Source organism: Pseudomonas sp. TH43 (assembly GCF_016650635.1).
Taxonomy (GTDB): domain Bacteria; phylum Pseudomonadota; class Gammaproteobacteria; order Pseudomonadales; family Pseudomonadaceae; genus Aquipseudomonas.
The window spans coordinates 2,388,290-2,413,691 of the sequence record NZ_JAEKFI010000004.1 but is presented as its reverse complement, the minus strand read 5'-3'; the positions used below and the strand labels follow the sequence as shown (position 1 = coordinate 2,413,691).

At 60.5% G+C, this 25,402-nt stretch carries 26 protein-coding genes; 20 read left to right on the top strand and 6 right to left on the bottom strand.

The genetic code is table 11. The annotated features are described in order from the left end of the window. The first annotated feature begins 133 nt into the window (after nucleotides 1-133). From aroQ to JFT81_RS27160, 11 genes are all read left to right on the top strand, one after another. Nucleotides 134-586, top strand: coding sequence for a type II 3-dehydroquinate dehydratase (aroQ, locus tag JFT81_RS27210; RefSeq protein WP_201230446.1), 453 nt, complete (start codon nucleotides 134-136; stop codon nucleotides 584-586). A 48-nt stretch (nucleotides 587-634) separates the two neighbouring features. Then, a complete protein-coding gene (gene accB, locus JFT81_RS27205) occupies nucleotides 635-1,096 on the top strand; it encodes an acetyl-CoA carboxylase biotin carboxyl carrier protein (protein ID WP_160055470.1) in 462 nt (153 codons plus the stop codon). A gap of 17 nt (nucleotides 1,097-1,113) precedes the next feature. Next, on the top strand, nucleotides 1,114-2,472 hold the full coding sequence (gene accC / locus JFT81_RS27200) for an acetyl-CoA carboxylase biotin carboxylase subunit (RefSeq protein ID WP_201230444.1): 1,359 nt from the start codon (nucleotides 1,114-1,116) through the stop codon (nucleotides 2,470-2,472). A 268-nt stretch (nucleotides 2,473-2,740) separates the two neighbouring features. After that, nucleotides 2,741-3,619, top strand: coding sequence for a 50S ribosomal protein L11 methyltransferase (gene prmA, locus JFT81_RS27195; protein ID WP_201230436.1), 879 nt, complete (start codon nucleotides 2,741-2,743; stop codon nucleotides 3,617-3,619). A gap of 30 nt (nucleotides 3,620-3,649) precedes the next feature. After that, nucleotides 3,650-4,927: a DUF3426 domain-containing protein gene (locus JFT81_RS27190; protein WP_201230434.1), complete on the top strand. Its 1,278-nt coding sequence runs from the start codon at nucleotides 3,650-3,652 to the stop codon at nucleotides 4,925-4,927. Between the two features lie 185 nt (nucleotides 4,928-5,112). Next, entirely contained in the window at nucleotides 5,113-6,123 is a 1,011-nt protein-coding gene (gene dusB / locus JFT81_RS27185; protein WP_201230432.1) for a tRNA dihydrouridine synthase DusB, read from the top strand. Further along, a complete protein-coding gene (gene fis / locus JFT81_RS27180) occupies nucleotides 6,120-6,440 on the top strand; it encodes a DNA-binding transcriptional regulator Fis (protein ID WP_002555375.1) in 321 nt (106 codons plus the stop codon). Before dusB ends, fis begins: the two co-directional genes overlap by 4 nt. A gap of 82 nt (nucleotides 6,441-6,522) precedes the next feature. Next, complete coding sequence (gene purH / locus JFT81_RS27175) at nucleotides 6,523-8,130, top strand: bifunctional phosphoribosylaminoimidazolecarboxamide formyltransferase/IMP cyclohydrolase (RefSeq protein WP_103306129.1); 1,608 nt, start codon at nucleotides 6,523-6,525, stop codon at nucleotides 8,128-8,130. Nucleotides 8,131-8,283: 153 nt separating this feature from the next. Further along, nucleotides 8,284-9,579, top strand: coding sequence for a phosphoribosylamine--glycine ligase (purD, locus tag JFT81_RS27170; protein WP_201230430.1), 1,296 nt, complete (start codon nucleotides 8,284-8,286; stop codon nucleotides 9,577-9,579). A 99-nt stretch (nucleotides 9,580-9,678) separates the two neighbouring features. Next, complete coding sequence (locus JFT81_RS27165) at nucleotides 9,679-12,456, top strand: hybrid sensor histidine kinase/response regulator (RefSeq protein ID WP_201230428.1); 2,778 nt, start codon at nucleotides 9,679-9,681, stop codon at nucleotides 12,454-12,456. Between the two features lie 47 nt (nucleotides 12,457-12,503). Then, the gene (locus tag JFT81_RS27160) at nucleotides 12,504-13,100 is read left to right on the top strand and encodes a MarC family protein (protein ID WP_201230426.1); all 597 of its coding nucleotides are present in this window, start codon (nucleotides 12,504-12,506) and stop codon (nucleotides 13,098-13,100) included. A gap of 23 nt (nucleotides 13,101-13,123) precedes the next feature. On the opposite strand, the gene JFT81_RS27155 is transcribed toward JFT81_RS27160, so the two are convergent. Together JFT81_RS27155 and JFT81_RS27150 are read right to left on the bottom strand one after the other, a co-directional pair. Then, on the bottom strand, nucleotides 13,124-13,819 hold the full coding sequence (locus tag JFT81_RS27155; RefSeq protein WP_201230424.1) for a hypothetical protein: 696 nt from the start codon (nucleotides 13,817-13,819) through the stop codon (nucleotides 13,124-13,126). Nucleotides 13,820-13,871: 52 nt separating this feature from the next. Further along, entirely contained in the window at nucleotides 13,872-14,690 is an 819-nt protein-coding gene (locus JFT81_RS27150) for a hypothetical protein (protein ID WP_201230422.1), read from the bottom strand. A 219-nt stretch (nucleotides 14,691-14,909) separates the two neighbouring features. On the opposite strand from JFT81_RS27150, the gene JFT81_RS27145 reads away from it, so the two are divergent. Further along, nucleotides 14,910-15,560 carry a hypothetical protein gene (locus JFT81_RS27145; RefSeq protein ID WP_201230420.1) on the top strand — a complete coding sequence of 217 codons (651 nt, stop codon included), beginning with the start codon at nucleotides 14,910-14,912 and terminating at the stop codon, nucleotides 15,558-15,560. A gap of 44 nt (nucleotides 15,561-15,604) precedes the next feature. On the opposite strand, the gene cobJ is transcribed toward JFT81_RS27145, so the two are convergent. The 4 genes from cobJ to cobG are packed head-to-tail and all read right to left on the bottom strand — an operon-like array spanning nucleotide 15,605 to nucleotide 19,953. Further along, on the bottom strand, nucleotides 15,605-17,305 hold the full coding sequence (gene cobJ / locus JFT81_RS27140) for a precorrin-3B C(17)-methyltransferase (RefSeq protein WP_201230419.1): 1,701 nt from the start codon (nucleotides 17,303-17,305) through the stop codon (nucleotides 15,605-15,607). Beyond that, a complete protein-coding gene (locus JFT81_RS27135) occupies nucleotides 17,305-18,036 on the bottom strand; it encodes a precorrin-2 C(20)-methyltransferase (protein ID WP_038360788.1) in 732 nt (243 codons plus the stop codon). The genes cobJ and JFT81_RS27135 overlap by 1 nt, the downstream gene beginning before the upstream one ends. After that, complete coding sequence (locus JFT81_RS27130) at nucleotides 18,036-18,662, bottom strand: precorrin-8X methylmutase (protein WP_201230416.1); 627 nt, start codon at nucleotides 18,660-18,662, stop codon at nucleotides 18,036-18,038. Before JFT81_RS27130 ends, JFT81_RS27135 begins: the two co-directional genes overlap by 1 nt. After that, the gene (gene cobG / locus JFT81_RS27125; protein WP_277952830.1) at nucleotides 18,655-19,953 is read right to left on the bottom strand and encodes a precorrin-3B synthase; all 1,299 of its coding nucleotides are present in this window, start codon (nucleotides 19,951-19,953) and stop codon (nucleotides 18,655-18,657) included. The genes JFT81_RS27130 and cobG overlap by 8 nt, the downstream gene beginning before the upstream one ends. A 132-nt stretch (nucleotides 19,954-20,085) precedes the next feature. On the opposite strand from cobG, the gene cbiE reads away from it, so the two are divergent. The 8 genes from cbiE to JFT81_RS27085 all read left to right on the top strand — a co-directional run bounded on the left by cbiE (nucleotide 20,086) and on the right by JFT81_RS27085 (nucleotide 25,336). Beyond that, complete coding sequence (cbiE, locus tag JFT81_RS27120; protein WP_201230413.1) at nucleotides 20,086-21,297, top strand: precorrin-6y C5,15-methyltransferase (decarboxylating) subunit CbiE; 1,212 nt, start codon at nucleotides 20,086-20,088, stop codon at nucleotides 21,295-21,297. Continuing rightward, nucleotides 21,290-22,387 carry a cobalt-precorrin-5B (C(1))-methyltransferase gene (locus JFT81_RS27115; RefSeq protein WP_201230412.1) on the top strand — a complete coding sequence of 366 codons (1,098 nt, stop codon included), beginning with the start codon at nucleotides 21,290-21,292 and terminating at the stop codon, nucleotides 22,385-22,387. Before cbiE ends, JFT81_RS27115 begins: the two co-directional genes overlap by 8 nt. Then, nucleotides 22,384-23,109: a cobalt-precorrin-6A reductase gene (locus JFT81_RS27110; protein ID WP_201230411.1), complete on the top strand. Its 726-nt coding sequence runs from the start codon at nucleotides 22,384-22,386 to the stop codon at nucleotides 23,107-23,109. Before JFT81_RS27115 ends, JFT81_RS27110 begins: the two co-directional genes overlap by 4 nt. A 56-nt stretch (nucleotides 23,110-23,165) precedes the next feature. Further along, nucleotides 23,166-23,501 carry a type II toxin-antitoxin system RelE/ParE family toxin gene (locus tag JFT81_RS27105; RefSeq protein ID WP_201230410.1) on the top strand — a complete coding sequence of 112 codons (336 nt, stop codon included), beginning with the start codon at nucleotides 23,166-23,168 and terminating at the stop codon, nucleotides 23,499-23,501. A 4-nt stretch (nucleotides 23,502-23,505) separates the two neighbouring features. Continuing rightward, nucleotides 23,506-23,829 carry a transcriptional regulator gene (locus JFT81_RS27100; protein WP_201230409.1) on the top strand — a complete coding sequence of 108 codons (324 nt, stop codon included), beginning with the start codon at nucleotides 23,506-23,508 and terminating at the stop codon, nucleotides 23,827-23,829. Nucleotides 23,830-23,941: 112 nt separating this feature from the next. Next, a complete protein-coding gene (locus JFT81_RS27095) occupies nucleotides 23,942-24,340 on the top strand; it encodes a DUF2946 domain-containing protein (RefSeq protein ID WP_201230408.1) in 399 nt (132 codons plus the stop codon). A gap of 48 nt (nucleotides 24,341-24,388) precedes the next feature. Continuing rightward, on the top strand, nucleotides 24,389-24,868 hold the full coding sequence (locus tag JFT81_RS27090) for a copper chaperone PCu(A)C (RefSeq protein WP_201230406.1): 480 nt from the start codon (nucleotides 24,389-24,391) through the stop codon (nucleotides 24,866-24,868). 21 nt (nucleotides 24,869-24,889) lie between these two features. After that, nucleotides 24,890-25,336, top strand: coding sequence for a DUF2946 domain-containing protein (locus tag JFT81_RS27085; protein ID WP_201230404.1), 447 nt, complete (start codon nucleotides 24,890-24,892; stop codon nucleotides 25,334-25,336). The last annotated feature ends 66 nt before the right edge of the window (nucleotides 25,337-25,402 follow it).

Genomic DNA, 25,402 nt, shown 5'->3' with positions numbered 1-25,402 from the left:
ATCACACGGTCACATATTTTGCGCAAACATCGGCCATCGTGCTGGCTATTGCATAGAACTGGACAGTCATAAAGTCTTTGCGGCATAGTCGCCGGGTTCTGACGACTGCTCATTCATAACAAGGACTACGCAGATGGCAACCCTACTGGTGCTGCACGGCCCCAACCTGAACCTGCTCGGCACCCGCGAACCGGGGACCTATGGGTCGACGACCCTGACGCAGATCAATCAGGATCTGGAGCGCCGCGCCCGTGAAGCCGGCCATCATCTGCTGTATCTGCAAAGCAATGCCGAGTACGAATTGATCGACCGCATCCACGCCGCACGCGGCGAAGGTGTGGATTTCATCCTGATCAATCCAGCAGCTTTTACACATACAAGTGTTGCATTACGTGACGCGCTGCTGGGAGTGAGCATCCCATTCATCGAAGTGCATTTGTCCAACGTGCACAAACGCGAACCTTTCCGCCATCACTCTTACTTCTCCGACGTAGCGGTGGGAGTGATCTGCGGCCTTGGCGCCAGCGGTTACCGACTGGCCCTGGAGGCTGCACTAGAACAGCTTGAAACACAGGCAACGGCTTGAACTACAAGCGTTAAACGCCCCTGACCGACCCTTGGGAGTTGATGATTCATGGATATCCGTAAAGTTAAGAAACTGATCGAATTGCTGGAAGAGTCCGGCATCGACGAGCTCGAGATCAAGGAAGGCGAAGAGTCCGTACGCATCAGCCGCCACAGCAAGACCCCGGCTCAGCAGTACTACGCGCCTGCACCGATGCAAGCGCCGGCTGCCGCACCTGCCGCCGCTGCTCCAGTGGCTGCTGCAGCCCCGGCTGCCGCTGCTGCTCCGGCACTGAACGGCACTGTTGCCCGTTCGCCGATGGTCGGCACTTTCTATCGCAAGTCCTCGCCAACCTCGCCGTCCTTCGTTGAAGTCGGCCAGACCGTGAAGAAAGGCGACACTCTGTGCATCGTCGAAGCCATGAAGATGATGAACCACATCGAAGCTGAAACCAGCGGTGTGATCGAGTCCATCCTCGTCGAAGACGGCCAGCCGGTTGAGTACGACCAACCGCTGTTCACCATCGTTTGAACTGCGGAGAGCCTTTGATGACTGCGAAGTTGGAAAAAGTTCTGATCGCTAACCGCGGTGAGATCGCCCTGCGGATTCTGCGTGCCTGCAAAGAGATGGGCATCAAGACCGTCGCCGTTTACTCCAAGGCCGACAAAGAGCTGATGCACCTGGGTCTGGCAGACGAATCCGTCTGCATCGGCCCGGCTTCTGCCGCGCACTCTTACCTGCACATCCCGGCAATCATTGCGGCGGCTGAAGTGACTGGCGCTACCGCCATTCACCCAGGCTACGGTTTCCTCGCGGAAAACGCCGACTTTGCCGAGCAGGTCGAGAACTCCGGCTTCGCCTTCATCGGCCCGAAAGCCGACACCATTCGCCTGATGGGCGACAAGGTATCGGCCAAGCACGCGATGATCGAAGCTGGCGTGCCAACCGTTCCAGGTTCTGACGGCCCACTGCCGGAAGACGAAGAAACGGCGCTGCGCATCGGTCGCGAAGTCGGCTACCCGGTGATCATCAAAGCCGCTGGCGGCGGTGGTGGTCGCGGCATGCGCGTCGTGCACAAGGAAGAAGACCTGATCTCCTTCGCCAAACTGACCCGCACCGAAGCAGGCGCGGCGTTTGGCAACCCGATGGTCTATCTGGAAAAATTCCTGACCAACCCACGTCACGTGGAAGTCCAGGTACTTTCCGACGGCCAGGGTCATGCCATCCATCTGGGCGACCGCGATTGCTCGCTGCAACGTCGTCACCAGAAGGTTCTCGAAGAAGCGCCGGCACCGGGCATCGACGAGCAGGCGCGCCAGGAAGTTCTGGCTCGCTGCGTCAAGGCATGCATCGACATCGGCTACCGTGGCGCCGGCACTTTCGAGTTCCTGTACGAGAACGGTCGTTTCTACTTCATCGAAATGAACACCCGTGTTCAGGTGGAGCACCCGGTTTCGGAAATGGTCACCGGTATCGACATCGTCAAGGAGATGCTCAGCATCGCCGCTGGCAACAAGCTGTCGTTCACTCAGGATGACGTGGTTATCCGCGGTCACTCGCTGGAGTGCCGGATCAACGCTGAAGACCCGAAAACCTTCATGCCGAGCCCGGGCACGGTCAAGCATTTCCACGCCCCAGGCGGCAACGGCGTTCGCGTCGATTCGCACCTGTACAGCGGTTATGCGGTTCCGCCGAACTACGACTCGCTGATCGGCAAGCTGATCACTTATGGCGCCACCCGCGACGAAGCCATGGCCCGCATGCGCAATGCCCTGGACGAAATCGTGGTGGACGGGATCAAGACCAACATCCCGCTGCACCGTGATCTGGTTCGTGATGAAGGCTTCTGCAAAGGGGGCGTGAACATTCACTACCTCGAGCACAAGCTGGCAGGCGAGAAGCACTAAGCTTCCAGCTTGCACCTGACAAAGCCGCCTTCGGGCGGCTTTGTTGTTTCTGCAGATTGCATAAATCCCTGTAGGAGTGAGTCTGCTCGCGATGAGGCCGGCACATCCAATACATGTATCGACATCACCATCGCCATCGCGATCAGGCTCACCCCTACAAGGGAATGGCGTTTCAAGTCTCTCCCACAAACCGCCTGCGCTCGCGTAAACTTGCGCGCTTCTCGCAGGCCGCTAGGCTGCAATCAATATTTTTTCAAAGGTGCCCGCCATGCCTTGGCTGCAAGTACGTCTCGCCATCAGCCCGGAACAAGCCGAAACCTACGAAGACGCTTTCCTTGAAGTGGGCGCCGTTTCGGTAACCTTCATGGACGCCGAAGATCAGCCGATCTTCGAGCCGGAACTCAACACCACCCCGCTGTGGACGCACACGCATCTGTTGGCCCTGTTCGAGGGCGGCACCGAGCCCGCCCCGGTACTGGCCCATCTGGAACTGCTGACCGGCAGTCCACTGCCCGAGCATCACAGCGAAGTCATCGAGGATCAGGACTGGGAGCGCAGCTGGATGGATGGTTTCCAGCCGATGCGTTTCGGCCAGCGCCTGTGGATCGTGCCGAGCTGGCACGCTGCGCCGGAACCTGACGCAGTCAATTTGCTGCTGGATCCGGGCCTGGCGTTCGGCACCGGCACTCACCCGACCACCGCGCTGTGCCTGGAATGGCTCGACGGTCAGGACCTGAAAGACTGCAACGTGCTCGACTTCGGTTGCGGCTCGGGGATTCTGGCCATTGCCGCCCTGCTGCTCGGCGCCAAAGAAGCCGTCGGCACCGACATCGACGTGCAGGCGCTGGAAGCCTCGCGCGACAACGCCGGGCGCAACAACATCGCCGATGAGCTGTTCCCGCTGTACCTGCCGGAAGATCTGCCGCAGGTCCAGGCCGACGTGCTGGTTGCCAACATTCTGGCTGGCCCGCTGGTTTCGCTGGCACCGCAATTGACCCGTCTGGTCAAGTCCGGTGGACGCCTGGCCCTGTCGGGCATCCTCGCCGAACAAGGCGAAGACGTCGCAGCCGCTTATGCCCAGGACTTCGATCTCGACCCGATCGCCAATCGCGATGGCTGGGTGCGCATCACCGGCCGTCGGCGCTAGAATGGCCGCCTGCATAATCCGGATCGCCGCATGACCGACAGTTTCGTCACCCAGTGCCCGCATTGCCAAACCAGTTTCCGTGTCAGCCATGCTCAATTGAGCGTGGCCCGCGGGGTGGTTCGTTGCGGCTCCTGCCTGCAAGTGTTCAACGCCGCCAAACAGCTGCTTGAACAACACGCCGGCAAGGATGCGGTGACGCCGGTTGCACCTGCCATTGTCGAGCCAACGCCGGCCGCACCGCCGCCTGTGGTGGAATCGCCCACTGTCGTCGAGCCGCCCGCGCCGCGCGCCATCAGCCAAAAGCAGTGGAGCGCCTCGGAGCTGGATCTCGACAGCCTCGACCTGGACGAAGAACTCGCCCGGCTCGAGCAACGGGAAATCCAGCCGACCACAGAATTCGGTCGCCCGCGCGAAGAATCCCTCAGCGCCCGGCGCGACAGCCCCGAAGCCGATGAAACGGAGTGGCGCGACAGCCTGTTCAGCGCACGCGACGATGAGCACCTGGCCGAGCCAGAAGAAGAAACCGAAGAGCAGATCGTCGAGCCCGAGCCGGTAACAACCGCCCGCACCGAACCCTCGCTGTCGCTGGAACCGGTTGACCTCGATGACGAGCCCGCCATCCCGCAATTGCGTCTGCATGACCCGATCGATCCGAATGCTCGCCGCGAACGCTTTTCTGCCAGCGACGACGTCGACGAGGACGATCTGCCATTGATCGAACCCTCGCGCAAAAAACGCGAGCGCGCAGAACCTGGCGTACGCGCCGAAGTCCTGCAAGACCTGACCGACGACCCGCTGCAACTGGACTGGCAAAAACGCCGTTCGCCGTGGGGCCGCCGCCTGCTCTGGCTGTTATTGGTACTGATTGCCGCGGGCGGCCTGGCCGCTCAGTACATCGCCTATCATTTCGATGAATTGGCGCGGCAGGATCAGTACCGCCCATGGTTCCAGCAAGTCTGCCCGCAGATCGGTTGCACGGTGCCGTCCAAGGTCGACATCGCCAGAATCAAGAGCAGCAATCTGGTGGTGCGCAGTCATCCGGAGTTCAGCGGTGCGCTGGTGGTCGATGCGATCATCTATAACCGCGCAACGTTCTCCCAACCTTTTCCACTGCTGGAGCTGCGCTTCGCCGACCTCAACGGCCACTTGATCGCCAGTCGTCGCTTCAAACCCGGTGAATACCTCAGTGGTGATCTCGAAGGTCTGGCGGAGATGCCGCCGCAAACACCGATTCACATCGCGCTGGATATTCTCGATCCAGGCCCGAAAGCGGTGAATTACAGCCTCAGTTTTCACTCGCCCGAGTGAATCGCCTCAGCGCTTTTCGATTGACGGCAATTTTCTGACTTCGCCCGGCACAACCAAACCGCTGGCGATAACAGAATAACTGTTCAGATTTTGTTCAATTCAGCCTTTATCCAGTCATCGAGAGCGGGTATCATGCCAACCCTTTTTCGAACTCTCATGATCCGGCCCCACTTCAGGGAAGTCCTATGTCGGCGGTACGCATCGGCCCATATACATTGCAGAACGGCTTGATTCTCGCCCCGATGGCGGGCGTCACCGATCAGCCCTTTCGTCAGCTGTGCAAACGTCTGGGCGCAGGGCTTGTAGTCTCGGAAATGGTCACCAGTGACATGAGCCTGTGGAACACCCGCAAGTCGCGCATGCGCATGATCCACGAAGGCGATCCCGAGCCACGCTCGGTACAGATTGCCGGTGGCGACGCGCAGATGCTCGCGGATGCAGCCCGGGCCAACGTCGAACTGGGCGCACAGATTATTGATATCAACATGGGTTGCCCGGCGAAGAAGGTCTGCAACAAGGCTGCCGGCTCCGCGTTGTTGAAGGATGAAGCATTGGTGACCGAGATCCTGCAGGCCGTCGTGGCTGCGGTTGATGTGCCGGTTACCCTGAAGATCCGCACAGGTTGGGATCGCGACAACAAGAACGGCCTGACCGTGGCGAAGATCGCCGAACAGGCCGGGATCACCGCGCTGGCCGTGCATGGCCGCACGCGCGCCGATCTGTACACCGGTGAAGCCGAGTACGACACGATTGCCGCGATCAAGCAGGCCGTGTCGATGCCGGTGTTTGCCAATGGCGATATCGATTCGCCGGAAAAGGCCCGCTACGTGCTCGACGCGACCGGTGCCGATGGCCTGTTGGTAGGCCGAGCCGCTCAAGGGCGGCCATGGATTTTTCGCGAGATCGATCACTTCCTGCGTACCGGCGAGAAATTGCCGGCACCGGAGCTGACCGAGGTGGAACGCATTCTGCTAGAGCATCTGGCCGCACTTCACGCTTTTTATGGGGACGTGATGGGCGTGCGCATTGCTCGAAAGCATGTGGGCTGGTATCTCGCAACCTTGCCGGGCGCCAGGGAGTTTCGCGCCCGTTTCAATCGTTTGGATGGTACGGAAACACAATGCGCCAATGTTCGGGAGTTCTTCGCCGAGCATTACAAGAGCCTGACAGGGGACGATGAAGGGGTGGCCGCATGACGATGATGACCGAGACTTTAGTGAGTGGAACAACACCCGTGAGCGACAACGTGAATTTGAAACAGCACCTCAATACTCCGAGCGAAGAAGGCCAGACCCTTCGCGGGAGTGTCGAGAAGGCGCTGCACAATTATTTCGCCCACCTTGAGGGCGCGTCCGTCACGGACGTGTACAACCTGGTGCTCTCCGAAGTCGAGGCTCCCCTGCTCGAAAGCGTGATGAACTACGTCAAGGGCAACCAGACCAAGGCCAGTGAGCTGCTGGGACTCAACCGCGGCACGCTGCGCAAGAAACTCAAGCAGTACGATCTGCTGTAAGCATTCAATCAAACCAGAAAGGCGCCCGCGTAAAACCGGTCGCCTTTTTTGCTGACTTCCTTTGCTTTTGATGGAAATTGAGATGACCGACCAGACTACCCGCCTGCCGATCCGCCGCGCCTTGATCAGCGTTTCCGACAAGACCGGGATCCTCGAGTTCGCCAAGGAGCTTGAAGCTCTGGGCGTCGAGATCCTCTCCACCGGCGGAACGTTCAAGCTGCTGCGCGACAACGGCGTTGCCGCAGTGGAAGTCGCGGATTACACCGGTTTCGCCGAAATGATGGACGGTCGGGTGAAAACCCTGCACCCGAAAATCCACGGCGGCATCCTCGGTCGTCGCGGTATCGACGACGCAATCATGAACGAGCACGGCATCAAGCCGATCGATCTGGTTGCAGTCAACCTGTACCCGTTCGAAGCCACCATCAACAAGCCAGGCTGCGACCTGCCGACCGCCATCGAGAACATCGACATCGGCGGCCCGACCATGGTCCGTTCGGCAGCGAAGAACCATAAAGACGTGGCCATCGTGGTGAATGCCAGCGATTACGCCAACGTTCTGGAAAACCTCAAGGCCGGTGGCCTGACCTACGCTCAGCGTTTCGACCTGATGCTCAAGGCCTTCGAACACACCGCTGCCTACGACGGCATGATCGCCAACTACATGGGCACCGTGAACCAGGCCGCCGAAACCCTGAGCACCGAAGGTCGCAGCGAGTTCCCGCGCACCTTCAACAGCCAGTTCATCAAGGCGCAGGAAATGCGCTACGGCGAGAACCCGCACCAGAGCGCGGCGTTCTACGTTGAAGCCAAACCCGCCGAAGTCGGCATCGCCACCGCCACCCAGTTGCAAGGCAAAGAGCTGTCGTACAACAACGTGGCCGACACTGACGCCGCGCTGGAATGCGTGAAGAGCTTCGTCAAACCAGCCTGCGTGATCGTCAAGCACGCCAACCCGTGCGGCGTGGCTGTGAGCCCGGACGCCGAAGGCGGCATCCGTCAGGCCTACGAACTGGCCTACGCCACTGACACCGAATCGGCGTTCGGCGGCATCATCGCCTTCAACCGTGAACTGGATGCCGAGACCGCCAAGGCGATCGTTGAGCGTCAGTTCGTTGAAGTGATCATTGCCCCGTCCGTCAGCGAAGAAGCCCGCGCCATCGTTGCTGCCAAAGCCAACGTGCGCCTGCTGGCCTGTGGCGAGTGGTCGGCTGACCGTGCTGCCGCGTGGGACTACAAGCGTGTCAACGGTGGCTTGCTGGTGCAGAGCCGCGACATCGGCATGATCGGCAGCGAAGACCTGAAGGTCGTGACCAAGCGTGCCCCGACCGAGCAGGAAATCAACGACCTGATCTTCGCCTGGAAAGTCGCCAAGTACGTTAAGTCCAACGCCATCGTCTACGCCAAGAACCGTCAGACCATCGGTGTCGGCGCCGGCCAGATGAGCCGCGTAAACTCCGCACGTATTGCCGCGATCAAGGCTGAGCACGCCGGTCTGCAAGTCGCCGGTTCGGTGATGGCCTCGGACGCGTTCTTCCCGTTCCGCGACGGCCTCGACAACGCGGCCAAGGTCGGTATCACTGCAGTGATCCAGCCGGGCGGTTCGATGCGTGATGCTGAAGTGATTGCTGCTGCTGATGAGGCAGGGATTGCGATGGTCTTCACCGGCATGCGCCACTTCCGTCACTAAGTACACGATCCACTGTAGGAGTGAGCCTGCTCGCGATAGCAATTGTCAGTCAAAGCTGCAGTGACTGACACACCGCAATCGCGAGCAGGCTCACTCCTACAGAAAAGCGTCCCTGCGGCGCTCAACAGAATTAGCGTCATCCGAGGTTTTGAAATGAATGTTTTGATCATTGGCAGCGGTGGCCGTGAACACGCCCTGGCCTGGAAAGTGGCTCAGGATCCGCGTGTGCAGAAGGTTTTTGTCGCACCGGGCAATGCCGGTACTGCAATTGAAGCCAAGTGCGAGAACGTTGCCATCGACGTGCTGGCCCTTGAGCAACTGGCCGATTTTGCCGAGAAAAACGTTTCCCTGACCATCGTCGGCCCGGAAGTGCCGCTGGTCGCTGGCGTCGTTGATCTGTTCCGTTCCCGTGGCCTGGACTGCTTCGGTCCGACCGCCGGTGCCGCGCAGCTGGAAGGCTCGAAAGCCTTCACCAAGGATTTCCTTGCCCGCCACAAGATCCCGACCGCCGACTACCAGAACTTCACCGAGATCGAGCCGGCCCTGGCTTATCTGCGTGAAAAAGGCGCTCCGATCGTGATCAAGGCCGATGGCCTGGCTGCCGGTAAAGGCGTAATCGTCGCCATGACCCTGGCTGAAGCCGAAGACGCCGTGCGCGACATGCTCGCCGGCAACGCTTTCGGTGACGCCGGTTCGCGCGTGGTCATCGAAGAATTCCTCGACGGTGAAGAAGCTTCGTTCATCGTCATGGTCGACGGCAAGAATGTGCTGCCGATGGCCACCAGCCAGGACCACAAACGCGTCGGCGACGGCGACAGCGGCCCGAACACTGGCGGCATGGGTGCTTACTCCCCTGCCCCGGTCGTCACTGCCGATGTGCATCAACGTGTGATGGATCTGGTGATCTGGCCGACCGTGCGCGGCATGGCCGAAGAAGGCAATGTCTACACCGGTTTCCTCTACGCCGGTCTGATGATCGACAAGGCCGGCAACCCGAAAGTCATCGAGTTCAACTGCCGTTTCGGCGATCCGGAGACCCAACCGGTGATGCTGCGCCTGCAATCGAGCCTGGTGCTGTTGGTTGAAGCCGCTCTGGCTCAGGCGCTGGACAAGGTCGAAGCGCAGTGGGATCCACGGCCGAGCGTCGGCATCGTGCTGGCTGCGGGCGGTTACCCTGGCGACTACGCCAAAGGCGACGCGATCAACGGTCTGGACGCAGCGGCAGCCCTGGAAGGTAAAGTCTTCCACGCCGGCACCGCGCTGAAAGAGGGTCAGGTCGTCACTGCCGGCGGTCGCGTACTCTGCGCCACTGCCATGGGCGCAAGCGTGGGCGAAGCTCAGCAGCAAGCGTACAAGCTGGCAGCGGCCATCGACTGGGAAGGCTGTTTTTACCGCAAGGACATTGGCTACCGCGCCATTGCCCGTGAACTTGGCGAAACTCAGGAATAAGCTATTGATCAAGTTTGGCGAGGGATGCAGTCCCTCGCCGGGCTGTTCCGCCGTCGCGCATCGTTATATTCTGGCATCAACCTACGAAGGGATTTCGCCGTGCGCTGGCTCAGGATTGCCATAAGCTTCACCGTCACGTTGCTGACCTTGCTCTGCATGCTCCCGGCCCAGGCCACGCAAGGCAGTGGCTGGTCGGTATTGCTTGACGATCAGGGCAATCTGCAGCTGAGCGACATCCGCTCCACCCGCTACATCAATCAATTCAGCCCCATCGACCTTGACCGCCTCACCGCAGCCGAGCCCGATGGCGCCTTGTGGCTGCGTTTCAGACTGGCACCCGGCAAGCACGAACAAGTGCTGCGCATCTTCGCCCCCGACCTGTCACAGCTCAATCTATACGTGCTCGACGGCGACAAGCTGATCGAACAGCGCAACACCGGCACCGACCAGCCCCAGGCAGAACGGCCATTGCCGAGCAGCGACTTCATGTTGCCGCTGCCGCAAAGCGACAAACCCCTCGATGTTTATCTGCGGATGGTTTCCGACCATCAGTTGCGCCCGCACGTCACCCTGCAATCGGCACTGATGAGTGCGGCGAACCATAACCAGACGCTGGTCTTCGGCCTGCTTTTCGGCTGCCTCGGCATGCTGCTGTTGCACAACCTTGTGCGCTACGCCTATTCACGCTCGCGCAGCAGCCTGTGGCTGGCGGTGTGCGAAGGCCTGCTGGGCCTCAGTCTGTTGCTGCTGCTCAACCTCGCCGGCCCCTGGCTGCCGAACTGGCATGCAATACAGACGCCGGGCGCCTACCTGGCCCTGCTGCTGACGGCCCCAGCCGGGTTGATGTTTGCCTACCGTTTCTTCGCCCCGCTTGGCCCGCACCCGCTGAACAAACTGCTGCTGGGCGATATTCTGTTCATCGTCACGTGCAGCCTGTTGCTGTTGTTCGTCAATACCCTGCCGCTGAACATCATCACTTACGCACTGGTGGCACTCGCCGGTCTGAGCATGTTGTTTGTCGCGTTCTATCACTGGCAGAAAGGCTATCGCCCGGCGCGTCTGTTCGTCGCGGCCATGGTGGTGTTCAACATTGGCACGCTGATCATTCTTCCGGCGCTGCTGGGGCTGACACTGGTGTCGCCGCAAGGCTTGATCATGGCGCTGATGGCCTTCATCTGCATCAGTGGCCTGCTGATGAGCATTGCCTTGGGTGAGCGCCAGCGCAGCATCACCGAAAGCCGTTTCAGCGTCAGCCGTGACCTCGCTGCGAGCAATGCCGAGATCAACGCCAAAGCTGAGTTCCTCGCCAAGATCAGCCATGAAATCCGCACCCCCATGAACGGCGTGCTGGGCATGACTGAACTGCTGCTGGGTACGCCGCTGTCGGTCAAACAGCGCGACTACGTGCAGACCATCCACAGCGCCGGCAACGAATTGCTGACCCTGATCAACGAGATCCTCGACATATCCAAGCTCGAGTCCGGGCAGATTGAACTGGATGACGTGCAGTTCGACCTCAACGCCCTGATCGACGACTGCCTGAGCATCTACCGGGCCAAGGCCGAGCAACAGAACGTCGAGCTGATCAGTTTCATTCAGCCACAAGTACCGCGCGTGATCAGCGGCGACCCGACGCGCCTGCGTCAGACCTTGTTGAGCCTGCTGGAAAACGCCCTGAAGAAAACCGAAGAAGGTGAAGTGCTGATCGTCGTCGCCCTCGACGAGCGCAGCGCCCAGCCGCGTCTGCGCATTGCCGTGCAGGACAGCGGTGCGCCGATGGAACAGGAAGAGCGCGATGCGCTGATGCACGCCGAACTGCACAGCAAGCACTTCCTCTCGGCCAATCGCCTGGGCGGCAACCTTGGTCTGGTGATCGCACGTCAGTTGATCCGTTTGATGCAGGGCGAATTCGGCATCAAGAGCGGAGCCAATCAGGGCAGTACTTTGTGGCTGACGCTACCGCTGGACCCTGATCGCCTGGAGCATCCAACGTCTGACCTGGACAGCCCGCTGCAAGGGGCGCGAGTGCTGGTGGTCGACGACAACGACACTTGCCGCAAAGTGTTGGTGCAGCAGTGCAGCGCCTGGGGCCTCAACGTCAGTGCCGTGCCTTCGGGCAAAGAGGCGCTGGCCCTGCTGCGTACCAAAGCGCATCTGCGTGACTACTTCGACGTAGTCTTGCTTGATCAGAACATGCCTGGCATGACCGGCATGCAGCTCGCCGCGAAGATCAAGGAAGACCCGAGCCTGAACCACGACATCCTGCTGATCATGCTCACTGGCATCAGCAACGCGCCGAGCAAGATCATCGCGCGCAACTCGGGGATCAAACGCATTCTGGCCAAACCGGTGGCGGGCTACACCCTCAAGACCACGCTGGCCGATGAGCTCAATCAGCGCAACAAAGGCCAGGTGGTGTTCCAGCCGCAAGTGGTCACCGCCGCCACAGCGGCAAAAGTGCCCAGCGACTTCCGCATTCTGGTGGCCGAGGACAACACCATTTCGACCAAAGTGATTCGCGGCATGCTCGGCAAGCTCAACCTGCAGCCGGACACCGCCAGCAACGGCGAAGAAGCCCTGCAAGCAATGAAAGCCCAGCGTTACGATCTGGTGCTGATGGACTGCGAAATGCCGATTCTCGACGGGTTCTCCGCGACCCAGCAGTTGCGCGCGTGGGAAGTCAGCAACCAGCGCACGCGTACGCCCATCGTCGCCCTGACCGCGCACATCCTCGCCGAACACAAGGAACGCGCACGCCAGGCCGGGATGGATGGGCATATGTCAAAACCGGTCGAGCTGTCGCAATTGCGTGAGTTGGTCGAGCACTGGGTCGCGCAACGCGATCAGCACAACCGCGCCTCCACCCAACCGTCGTAACGCCTGATAGACTCCCCCACGACTACCCTCGCCAGTGAGCCAGCACCATGCTCCACGTGTTGTTCAGCGTTTACCTGAAGATGCTGGTGCTCTACAGCCCGTTCTTCGTATTGTCGTGTTTCATTACCCTCACCCGCGGTTATTCGCGCAAGGAACAACGACGCCTGGCCTGGAAAGTGGCGATCGCCACGCTGGTCTCCAGCGTCTTGCTGTACCTCTTCGGGCGGGTGATTTTCGATGTCTTCGGCATTACCGTTGACGCGTTCCGTATCGGCGCCGGCAGCGTGCTGTTCATCTCGGCGCTGGGCATGGCGCAGGGCAAATCAGCGGTACAGGCCGATAACGTGCAGCAGGACGTCACCATCGTGCCGCTGACCATTCCGATCACGGTCGGCCCCGGGACCATCGGGGCGCTATTGGTGATGGGCGTGAGCCAGCCACACTGGGACGACAAACTCACCGCGATCCTGAGCATCACGCTGGCCAGCTTCACCGTCGGTGTGGTGCTGTATCTGTCGAACCGGATCGAGAGAATTCTCGGAGATCAAGGCTTGCAGATCGTCAGCCGCTTGATGGGCCTGTTTGTCTGTGCGCTGGCCGCGCAGATCATCTTTACCGGGGTCAAAGGCTATCTGGTGCCATAAGGCCCAGGCACTGATCTGTACCGCTACGCGACAGGCGGGAGCTTTGCGCTGAACAACGAACCGATTTCGATAGACGGTGCGTGAAGCTCCGTTGCCAGCCATTCCCGGGTGTCGGCTCTGAACTCGTCGTATCGAGCTTGGTTGAAACGGGCCGAATAACCACGCCTGATGACGTTGCCGACAGGCTTGTGCCGCGCTGCCCCGCTCTCGAAATAACACTGATCGATTGTCCCGTGCGTGTCGAATGACACCGAAACCATGCCAAGAAAACCACCTTCCTCGACCACACCGGCCATCGCCCTGAACCGTGTGCTCCCGGCATCACCCGACAGGCAATGACGCTTGAGCTTTTGCAACAGCGTCGCGTCACGGGATGCTGACTCCAGCTTGCGCAAAGCCGCCGAAATCAACAGGCCTTGCCCGGATGACAGGTTTGTTTCAGCCAACGCGACCACTTCCTCTTCGCCTGAAACAGTCGATTGCGGGCCACGCAGGGGTAGATCCGTGTGCTGTTCGGCAAAGAAATGCCAGCCACAGGCAGACAGGATTCCCGAGTAGATGTCGAACCATTGTGAATCCTGCAAGCCCTGCGGCACATCTTCGTCAGCTGCCAGCCGGGCAAATGCCAACGTATCCAGCACATCCTGTTTGATCGTCGACGACAAGGCGCTGGATAACACCAGCAGCACGCCCGCGTGAAAATAAACCGAGTAATTCATCTGTTTGCTCCGGTCACTGCCGGCAATATTGCCGGCAGCCTGTTTCTACGGATTACTTGGTTTTGCGGCGCTGGAAGCGTTTGCTCAGCGCGGCCTTGAAGTGCTCGCCGAGATACTCTTCAAAACTGTCTTTCAGCGCTGCATAACGCAAAGGATTGAAGGTGATGTAAGCGCTGCCGCGAAAGATACTGCGATTGGTTGTTTTCCAGTTAAAGAACAAAGGCGAAGTTTCATTATTACCGCCGATACTGTCGATCGACGACAGCGACGCCAGAATAATTCCGTTCTTCAGTTGATCACACGGCAACACTGCCAGCCGCACACCTTTATCCTGGACAGCTTCTCGGTTCAGCAGATTGATGGCCTCAGGCTCTTTCTTCAAGGCATCCAGCGTCGAGTCGGCAATTGCCGAGAGCACTGTCGCACCCGGAATAGCCGCTTTAGCCGCTGCAACGCCGGCCTGGACGATATCCACAACAATATTATTCATGGTCAGTTGCATGGTGCTCTTTTTATAGACCGAATAACCGGAGTCGGCAATGAAGCAGCCGGCATCTTCCATGCATTTCACAAAGGCGCGGTACCACGCTTCAGGCTCATTACCCGGAACTTCATAGTTGGCTTCGAGTTTTGCAAACTTGATGACGTTTTCGATGATCACCATGTTCTCGAGGGAAATATTTTCACCGTAACCCACCAGGGTATTGGCCAACACCACCGCATCCAGAGCCTTGGTCGGACTGCTTTCATCCACGGCGCCGAATGCCCGTACACGGGCGCTTCGGATTAATTCCGCAGGCAGCGACTGGCGTTTGGCGATACGTGCCTTGACCAGGGCGGTGCTTTCTTCAACAGATACTTTACATTCCATTTTATTAATCTTCCTTGCGTTCAATGTTGAGGTGCCGACATGGCAACACCCCACAAAACTAACGCACAAACTTTAGAACAGCCAACTACAACTTGATTCAACATATTTTCAATCAGCACAGACAACCAAAGACAACTTAATCACTTACAACTGCTCTTACCCCATCGTTCTTTTTGCTCTATAAGCTGCGACATCAACTTATTTATCAAGGAGCACTCTATGAACAACGAACATCCATCTGGGGCACTTGCCAACCACAACCTTATTTCCTGCATCGACAACTTGTCCCTGCAGGATTTCGATGACTTGACCGACTGTACGCGCCTCGCAACAACGTCAGCCGACCTGGCCCACAATCGCTTTGCCAGTACTGATTTGTGGATGGAGGAATATGCTGTAACCCTGGGATTTCTTGGTTGGACACTTCATGAAAACGCGATCAGGACCCGAAAGCGTACAAACATTAACGGCAGTATTGCCGAGCACTTGGTACGCAGTGCGGAAATTTCCAAGGACCCACAACAAGGCAACGCCATGATCGACACGCTGGATGCCTTGCGCTCAGACAAACCTGCGTTGTTTTCGCTGGATAACGAGAGTGTGATGGGTCGGCGCTTTCAGGTGGCCCCCGTACGTTACGACGCCAAGGGCGATCTGCACATGGCGTTGTTCAATCTTGAGCTGGTCGCCACCGTAACCAAGAGCAGTTTTCTGTTCTGGTCGTGGCAGGAACAGTCGGCAACGCTGCTTCAGCGCAGCGCTTTTTTCAAACTTGATCGACAACGCCTGCACAGCCAAAGACCGCTGATTGAAAAGCGCCTCCGTGACATCACCACGCAGCGCTTTGCCCTGCGCAAAAAGCGCTCATAACCCGGGTCAGAATGGAGATGCGGCCCAGCACGGGCCGCTTGGTCTCAGGAGGCAGGTTTTTCACCGTACCAGCGCGGGGTGTAGACCCAGTTGCGTCCGTCGGCACGCGGGAACGTGCAGGTGGTGGATGAACCGATCAGCACCATCGTGCGCATGTCCACTTGATCCGGGGTCAATGCCCCCAGCGTGGTAGCGCGCAATGTCTGCCCCGGCCGGCCGATGTCGCGCCCCAGTACCACCGGGGTTTGTGGTGTGCGGTGTTGGCCGACGATTTCCAGCGCGCGGCCCAATTGCCACGGCCGAGCCTTGGAGATCGGGTTGTAGAAGGCCAGCGCCAGATCTGCCTCCGCCGCCAGATCCAGGCGTTTCTCGATGATCGACCATGGCTTGAGGTTGTCCGACAGCGACATCACGCAGAAGTCATGGCCCAGCGGCGCACCGGCCTGTGCGGCGGTGGCCAGGGACGCTGAAACGCCCGGGAGGATTTCCAGATCGACGCTGTGCCAGGCTGGGTCATCCGACTCGTGCAGCGCTTCCAGGACCGCCGCCGCCATGGCGAAAACGCCCGGATCACCGGACGACACCACGATCACCGAACGGCCCTCGGCCGCCAGCCTGAAGGCGTGACGGGCGCGCTGCATTTCTTCGCGGTTGTCGGTGCAATGCTGCACCTGATCGTCGCGGAACGGACCGGCCATGCGTACATAGGTTTCATAACCGAGCACGTCGGTGCAGCGCGCCAGTTCGGCTTTTACCGCCGGCACCATCAATTCCGCGGCACCGGGGCCGAGGCCGATGACGGCGAGACGCCCGCGTGGACGACCAATATTTGCAACGTCCAGCGGTTGCTCGGCAATCGCGATGGCGAGCTTGCCGGCGTTAACGATCCTGGCGTCAGATACGGCAACGGCTGCCAACGCTGCAAGGTTACTTTGCGCGGCGACGAACCGCAGCGGCACGCCCAGCTCAAGCGCCGCCTCGTGCAGGTTCATCGAAGCCATTTCAGCGTCGGCGGCCAGCAGGCAGGCGAGCGATGGCAGCGCAATGTTCGCGTGCTGCAATGCCGCGCGAACGGCGTCCGGCAGATCCACAGCGTCGGCACTGATCGCCACCGCCACACTGCGTGGATAGATCAGCAGTTCATTTGCACTCGCTGCACGCGTGGCACTGCCCACATGAATCGAGCGCTGCGCCTGTGGATCTTCCGGCAACTGCGCCTGATCCAGCCACGGCGCCGCGCCTTCGATACGGACGCTGTGCCCGGCCAGCAGATCCGAGACAAAACGCTTGCCCAACTCCAGATCCGCCAGCGCATAACCGCTGGGTGGATTGAGCAGGCACGTGCCGAAACGCAATTCCCCGCTGGTGGTGATGGCCGCGGCGACTTGCAACGCCGCCGCGATTTCCCGCGCCATGACGTTCACCCCGCCCAGCCCGCCCAACAGCGGCACTACGGCGCTGCCGTCTTCAGCCACGGCGAGCACGGCAGGCTCGGCGCCCTTCTCCAGCAACAGCGGCGCCAGCGTGCGGATCACGATGCCGGCGGCGCACAAGGCAATGATTGGCGTGTCCTGCTGATACAACTCGCGCAGGGTCACACCGAACTCCTGATACGTGCAATCAGCACCTTCGACACGCCCGGCGAGGCCGTGGATCCGGGCTGCCGGGTACAGCTGTTGAATGCGACGGGCCGTGGCCAGGCTGCCCTGACCGAGAATGACGATGGCTGGCGTAGAAAGAGTCATCAGCCTTGCCACCGTTCGCCGGGCACAATGATCAACGAGAAATACGGCGAGGACATCGGCTCGACCTGATCCATCGGCACGATCTTCTGATTGGCCATGGTCGCGCGTTCGACGTACAGCGCGCGCTCGGCCAGGCCAAGCTCTTCCAGCACCTGACGGACTTTCGGGAAGTTGCGTCCCAGCTTCATGATGACGGCGGCGTCGGCATCGGCCAGACGGCGCTTCAATTCTTCATGGGGCAACACGCCGGAGAGCACCGACAGGCTCTGATTGCGATACACCAGCGGCGCGCCCAGCACCGAAGCGCCACCGAGCATCGAGCAGACACCCGGCACCACTTGCGCTTCATAGCGCGTGGCGAGGCGATCGTGCAGATACATGTAGGAGCCATAGAAGAACGGATCGCCTTCACAGATCACTGCGACGTCGCGCCCGGCATCCAGATGCGCGGCCACAGTCTCGGCGGCTTCATCGTAGAAATCGCTGATCACCTGCTCATACGACAGCGGTGCCGGCAACGCTTCGGTGGTCACCGGATAGACCAGCGGCAGCAGATTCTGCGCCTCCTGCAAATGCGCTTCGATGATGCCGAACGCATTGCCTTTTTTGCCCTTGGCAACGAAGTACGCCACCACAGGTGATTCGCGCAGCAGGCGCAAGGCCTTGACGGTAATCAGTTCCGGATCACCGGGGCCGACGCCCAGGCCAATCAAACGTCCCTTTGCCTGCATCATTCGATCTCCGTCGCAAGGGCATTGACCGCAGCAGCAGCCATGGCGCTACCGCCGAGCCGGCCCTGCATGATCACAAACGGCACGCCACGGCTATCGGCGGCCAGTGCGGCTTTCGATTCGGCGGCGCCGACGAAGCCCACCGGGAAGCCGAGGATCAGTGCCGGTTTCGGGGCGCCCGCGTCGAGCATTTCCAGCAGATAGAACAGTGCGGTCGGCGCGTTGCCGATGACCACCACGCTGCCTTCCAGATGCGGCCGCCACAGTTCCAGCGCGACGGCGGAACGGGTGTTACCCAACTCGCGAGCCAGCTCTGGCACGCTCTCATCGCGCAGGGTGCAGATCACTCCGTTGTTGGCCGGCAGGCGTGCGCGGGTGATGCCTTCGGAAACCATCCGCGCATCGCACAGGATCGGCGCACCGGCGGCCAGCGCATCGCGCCCGGCCTTGCCTGCACCTTCGGAGAATTGCAGACCGTCGATGGCCTCGACCATGCCGCAGGCGTGAATCAACCGCACCGCGAGTTTTTCCAGGTCGGCGGGGATGCGCGCCAGATTGGCCTCGCGGCGAATGATCGCGAAGGAGTTGCGATAGATCTCCTGACCGTCGCGGATGTAATCAAGCATCAAGGGGGCTCCGAGAGCGGGCGTCGAGCAGGGTCGCGGCCGCTTCAATAGTAAGATTGCGTGCGTGCAACGCGCCGAAACCCGGCAGCGCTGCATCGCGAAAATAGAGGTCGTAATGACCGGGACTGACGGCGAGCATCGTCGTCGGGGCACAGTGGGCGGCAGCGCACGATCGCGGGCAGCCGGACAGGTGCACGCTCTGCGGCTGCGACATCATCGTGGCGAGAAGACGCGCATCCTGTTTGGTGTCAGCCAGGCCTTTGCTGCAACCGTTGGAGCCGGTACAGGCGATCATTCGCGACAAAGGCTCCGTGGCTTCGGTCAGCAGATTGAGTGGCTTCAGACCTTCAAGCACTTGCGCAACAGCGCTCGTTTTGACATTGACCAGCAGCAGGCTCTGCCACGGTGTGAAACGCAGGCTGCCGTCACCGAACTGCCTTGCCAATTGTGCGGCACCGCGCAGCATGCTCGGATTGAGGCGACCGAGTGGCGGCACCGCACCGATATAGACCCGATTGTTGGTGTTCTGCGGATGTACACCGATGTGCAGCGCGTCCGTTGCCGCCGTGCGCTGCCAATCACTGATCGCTTGCACCGGCAGGCGCTCGCTCAATTGCTCGAGAAACGCCAGCATCGGCAGTTCGTCGAGCAGATGGCGTATCCGCGTTTGCTCGGGTCGCGCCCGTTCGAGAAACAACTCCAGCACCGCGACCACCAGCGCATGGCCGTTTTCCAGCGCCACGGCACCGACTGCAGGATCCGTCGGGCACCCGGCCAGACCAAACGCCAACAAGGTTTCACCGTCGCGCTCACACGCCGACAACCACACATCATGCGGGTGTTCGAGCATCGCCAGCGCTTCACCGCCATCCAGTTGCACGGCGAACTTGGCGCTCAATTCGTGGAAACGTGGATGGCTTTGCAGGGTGTCGAGGATCTGCTCGGCCAGCGCGCGGGTGTCGACGCACATGTGCCGGTCGATCCCGGCAGTCGGACTGAGCATCAGGTTGCGCACATCGTCGCCCGCCGCCGTGCGTGGGCCGAGGCCGGCAGCGAGCAGGCTGTCGATCAGTGCAGCGGACTGCTCGCCGATCCCGCGGATCTGCAGGTTGGCGCGGTTGGTTGCCTCGATCGCCCCGCTGGCGAACCGTTCGGCGGCATCGGCCACCGCGTCAGCCTGATCGGCGCTGATCGCGCCGCCATTGAGCTTGATCCGACAGATGCCGCCGTCCAATGCCTGGACGATACGCAACAACCCCGGACAGGCCGAGGGGCGTAAAGCGGTGGACATCGGGCGTTCGTTCAAGGGGCTGACCGGCTGCGTGGGAAAGGCGCTTCGCGGGCGAAGGCGCGGTATTATGCCTGCTTTGTCCGGCGGCATGAAAAGACTGCCCGTCGGAACGGCGTGTTTAGAGGAATATAGATGTCACCCTGGCTGACGGTTGTGGGAATCGGTGAAGACGGCTTCAAGGGCCTGGGCAAAAATGCCCGGCGAGCCCTGATGGGCGCTTCACGGATCATCGGCGGCCAGCGCCAACTGGACCTGCTGCCGGTGTGCATTCGCGGCGAGCGGCAGTTGTGGCCGAGCCCGTTTGCCCTGACGCCGGTACTTGAACGTCGTGGCGAATCTGTCTGCGTGTTGGCCAGCGGTGATCCGATGTTCTACGGCGTCGGCGCCAGCCTTTCGCGTCAGGTGCCGAGCGACGAGATGCTGATCCTGCCCGCGCCGTCCTCCTGTTCGCTGGCCGCCGCGCGTCTCGGCTGGCCGTTGCAGGAGGTTGTGACGTTGTCATTGGTCGCCCGACCGCTGGCGGCGCTCAACGCGCAACTGTTCAGCGGCGTGCGCCTGTTGTTGCTGAGCAATGATGGGCAGAGTCCGGCCGCCGTCGCGCAGTTTTTGCGCGAACGCGGGTTTGGTTCGAGCCGGATGAGCGTTCTGGAACATCTGGGCGGCAGTGCCGAGCGGCGGATCGACGGCAGCGCCAATGACTGGAACGACTCGCCGCTTGCCGACCTCAACGTCATCGCCATCGAATGCCTCGCCGACGCGAACACCCCGCGCCTGTCGCGCCTGGCCGGCCTGCCCGACTCGGCGTTCCGGCATGACGGTCAACTGACCAAACGCGATGTGCGCGCCATCACCCTCGCCCGCTTGGCGCCGACTCCAGGCGAACTGCTCTGGGACGTCGGCGCCGGCAGCGGCTCAATTGGCATCGAATGGATGCGCGCGCACCCGAGTTGCCGCGCATTGGCCATCGAAGCCGACGACGGTCGCCAGCAATTGATCGAACACAACCGAGATGCCTTGGGCGTGCCCGGCCTGCAATTGATACGGGGCCGCGCGCCACAGGCACTCGCCGGACTGGAGCGTCCGGATGCGATTTTCATCGGCGGCGGCGTGACCCGTGAAGGTGTCTTCGAGACCTGCTGGGAACAACTCAAACCCGGCGGCCGACTGGTCGCCAACGCGGTGACGCTGCAAAGTGAAGTCGCCTTGATGAACTGGCGCGAACGCTACGGCGGCGAACTGACGCGCATCCACGTCGCTCAGGCGCAACCGCTCGGCGAGTTCGACACTTGGCGCCAGGCACTGCCGATCACTCTGCTCGATCTGGTCAAACCTCTCGATGCGTGACGAAACTGCCGAACAACCCGCGCCGCTGCGCAGTGGCCTGACCACCGGCAGTTGCGCCACCGCTACCAGTCTCGCGGCTGCTCGCCTGCTGCTGAGTGGAATTGCAGCGGATGCGGTGCAGATCGTCCTGCCCAAAGGCAAACAGGTGCAGATGCGTCTGGAGTTCTGTCGCCTGACCGCTGACGGCGCCGAAGCCGGGACGATCAAGGATGCCGGTGACGACCCGGACGTGACCCACGGCGCGTTGCTGTATTCGCGCGTACAGCTCAAAGACGAGCCGGGGATTCGCTTCAATGCAGGTTCTGGCGTCGGCACCGTGACCCGACCGGGATTGGTTCTGGGCGTCGGCGAACCGGCGATCAATCCAGTGCCGCGCAAGATGATCAGCGATCACCTGAGCCTGCTCGCCGCCGAAACCGGCTATGCCGGCGGTTTCGACGTGACGATCAATGTCGAGGGCGGCGAGGCGCTCGCGCTGAAAACCATGAACCCGCGCCTGGGCATTCTCGGCGGTCTGTCGATCCTCGGCACCAGCGGCATCGTCCGGCCGTTTTCCTGCGCGGCTTACATCGCGTCGATCCATCAAGGCATCGATGTGGCGAAGACCAACGGTTATTTGCACATCGCCGCCTGCACCGGCAATGCCAGCGAAGACACCATGCGCCGGGTCTACAACCTGCCGGAAATCGCGCTGATCGAAATGGGCGATTTCGTCGGCGCCGTGCTCAAGCATTTGCGCAAAGTACCTGTGGATAAACTCAGCCTGTGCGGTGGTTTCGGCAAGATCAGCAAACTGGCGGCGGGGCATATGGATCTGCACTCAAGACATTCGAGCATCGACCTGCCGCAACTGGCTGAATGGGCAGCGGCGATTGGCGCTGATGAAGCATTGCAGCAAGGCATTCGTGAGGCCAATACCAGTCAGCAGGCATTGGCCATGGCCAGTGCGGCGGGAATCGCGTTGGGTGACGAGGTCTGTCGCCACGCCCTGAATTTCGCCCGCAGCGTGGTACCGGCGCAGGTTCAGGTCGAGGTGTTTGCGATTGATCGTCAGGGCGGCATCGTCGGCCAGGCCGGAGGTTTTGCATGAAGCGAGTTTTGCTGCTCGGCGGTGTCACGGAAGCGCTGGCCATCGCCCGCACGTTGGCGCCTGAACACATTTACAGCCTGGCCGGGGTTGGCCGGGTGCCCACCGACCTGACCTGTCAGGTGCGCGTCGGCGGCTATGGCGGCGCCGAAGGTCTGGCGCAATTCATTCGTGACGAAGGCATCGATCTGCTGTTCGACGCCACCCACCCCTACGCCGCGCAAATCAGCCAGAACGCCGCCACCGCCGCGCAACTGACCAACATTCCCTGCTGGGCCTTGCGTCGCCCTGCCTGGCAGCCGCAACCCGGCGATGACTGGCGCGAAGTCAGCGATTGGGCCGAACTGATCACCGCACTCAAACCGTTTCGCCGCCCGCTGTTCACCCTCGGTCGCGAGCCGTTGCAACACCTCGACGAAATCCCTCTGGACCAGTTCTGGACCTTGCGCGCACTGGATGTTTATCCGGGCAACGAGCGCTGCGAGGTGATCGGCGCCCGCGGGCCGTTTCTGCTGGCGGATGAACGCGCGTTATTCGAGCGGCGGCAGATCGATGTGCTGATCAGCAAGAACAGCGGCAGCACCGCCACCGAGCCGAAGCTGGAAGTGGCGCGCGAACGTGGGGTACCGGTGATTGTCTTGAAGCGGCCAAGGCTGGCGGGGGTTGATCGGGAGTTTTGGACGCTTCAAGAAACACTTGTTGAATTGGAGACGTTCATCTCCTGAGGCAAGATCCACGGCTTGCATGATAAGTAACCTATTTGTTACCTTCAGGGCCAACTGTGATCACACTCGAAGAATATCTACAAGAAGACGATTCAAGCCCGTTTGGCCGCTGGATTTCCACTTTGAGCGTGCAGGCCGCAGCGAGGATTGCAAATGCTTTGGCACGGTTGGAAATGGGCAACACCTCCAATATCAAATGGTTTGATGGCCTCGGCGAATACAGAATCAATTGGGGACCCGGTTACAGAATCTATCTGATACAAGAGGGAAAACGAATGATCATCTTGTTCGGTGGAGGAGACAAATCCACGCAGAAGCAGGACATCAAACAGGTGAAAGCACTGATAGCCGAATTTCGAATTCGAAAGAAAGCTGAACAGAACCGGAGGTAATTTGATGGCGCTCACTCGAAGCTACAAACACTCAATTGCAGAGCGTGCCCAACGTGACCCCGAATTTGCCCAGGCATTACTGGACGAGGCTGCAACGCTGTTTCTCAATGGCGAGCCAGAGGTGGCCAGGATCATGTTGCGCGATCTTGTCAATGCAACTGTCGGATTCGAAGAACTGGCAAGGGAAACTGAAAAGCCCAGCAAAAGTCTGCATCGAATGCTGTCAGCCAAAGGCAATCCGAGCATGGACAATCTGGCGAAAATATTTTCGGTAATTCGAGCTACGCTGGGTGTAGATATGGAGGTTCATGCAGTACCGATGAGCTGAGCGATTGGTTGACAAGGTCGCTGCGACACCAAACCGCACGACGCTTTTTTACTTATCGGCCCTGATCAGGCTAAATAGCCGCGCCTGATCGCCCACCTAACGGATCTGTCCCATGAACCGACACCGGCTAGCATTTGCCTGGATCGCCTGCTTTGCAGTGCTGTTCAACATGCTCGCCATGCCAATGACGGGAGCGATGGCGCAAGCGGCCAATTCACCGGCCGAGCAATTGCTCTGGAGCAGTTTCTGCACCGGCAGCGGGACGAAGATGGTGGCGATCAACATCGGCACCACCGATCAAAAAGCCCCGGCCGACGACACTCATTCCAACATGCAGCATTGCTGGTGTTGCTCGGGTTCAGCGCCGCTGGTTGCGCTGCCGGGGCATTCGTCGCAGCTGTATTTCGCCCGCTACGAAAGCAATCGCAGCGTCGCGCCGATCTCGCTTCAGACGCCCACCCCGCGCCAGCAATGGCCAAGTCTCAATCCTCGCGCCTCCCCTCTGGTTTGATTTGTTCCCGCATTTGACCTGCGTTTCAAATCGTTCTGGAGAACTGCCATGTTGAACAAACTCATCGTCGTTGCCGCGCTGCTGTTGCCTGCGTGCTTTGCCAATGCCCACGAATACAAGGTCGGGGAGCTGGAAATCGCTCACCCGTGGTCACAAGAGTTGCCGCCCAACGCGCCGACGGTTGCCGCCTATTTCGTCATTCACAACGCTGGTAAAACCGCTGATCGCCTGCTCAGCGTTGATTCGCCAATCGCCCCCGAAGCGCAACTGCACGAGCACGTGATGCAGGGCGATCTGATGAAGATGCAGCAAGTGCCGAGCGTCGAAATTCCTGCCGGCGGCGAGGTAACCTTCGCGCCGATGGCTTATCACGTAATGCTGCTCAACCCCACCGATCGCAGCCTGCTCAGCGACGGCAAGCACTTCCCGCTGACGATGCATTTCGAGAAAGCCGGTGATGTCACCGTCGACGTCGCGGTGCAGAAGAAACCGCCGCACGACATGCCGGAACACGCTCACGCGCAATAACCGATCCGGTTGACGTCGCCCATGCGCCCGTTGAGCGCCAGGCCGTCCGTGCAACGTCGTCAGGCTGAACACCTGACTCGCGGCAGCTGGGTCGCCCTGTTCGCCATGTTGATGATCTTCATCGGCCCACTGATTTCTCAGTCGATGCCGATGGATCAGCACGTCTCGACATCCATGCCGATGAGCATGGACGTGTCGATGGACATGCCGGGCATGGATCACTCCGCGCATGACGCCAAACCCGTTACCGAACACTGTCCGCCGCAATCCTCGCATCACGCGATGTGGGAAAAGTGCGGCTACTGCAGCCTGCTGTTCAACTGCCCGGCGCTGACCGGTGGCGGCACCTTCGCCACGTTCAGCATCGCCCACGTCAACACGTTCACCCCGCCCTCCCCGCGCCTGGGCCATGCCCGGCAAACCTTCTTCCCCGGCGCCCGCACCCGCGCCCCGCCCATCGCAGCGTAACCACCCACCACTGATTGCACACGGTTGAGAAGACAGCTTCAGGCTGCCGGCCGTGTCGTTTACGAC